Source organism: Streptomyces sp. SP17BM10 (assembly GCF_036322405.1).
In the GTDB taxonomy this organism is placed as follows: domain Bacteria; phylum Actinomycetota; class Actinomycetes; order Streptomycetales; family Streptomycetaceae; genus Kitasatospora.
The window spans coordinates 1-308 of record NZ_JAQYXB010000229.1; the positions used below are offsets into that span (position 1 = coordinate 1).

Consider the following 308-nt stretch of genomic DNA (forward strand, 5'->3'; position numbering starts at 1 on the left):
GCGACGGAGCTGGTCGAGGCGCCGCTGCCGGCCGTCGTGTCGGTGACGGACCAGTCGGGCGAGGCCCGTTACCCGTCCTTCAAGGGCATCATGGCCGCGAAGAAGAAGCCGGTGCAGTCGCTGGACCTGGACGACCTGGGAATCGTGGCGGACGATGTCGGCCTGGCTGGCGCGTGGACGGCGGTCGACTCGGTGGTGGCGCGCCCGGCGCGCACCGCGGGCACGGTCGTCAAGGACGAGGGCGAGGGCGGCAAGCAGCTCGCCGCCTTCCTCGCCGACCAGAAGTTCATCTGAGCCGCGCCCCCCAC

Annotated in this window: 1 protein-coding gene; it reads left to right on the forward strand. The window is 72.1% G+C overall.

Annotated features, from left to right (window positions below):
* Positions 1–294 (forward strand): electron transfer flavoprotein subunit beta/FixA family protein (locus PUR71_RS00985; protein WP_443077312.1); only part of this gene is annotated, 294 nt, incomplete at its 5' end.
* Between the last annotated feature and the right edge of the window lie 14 nt (positions 295–308).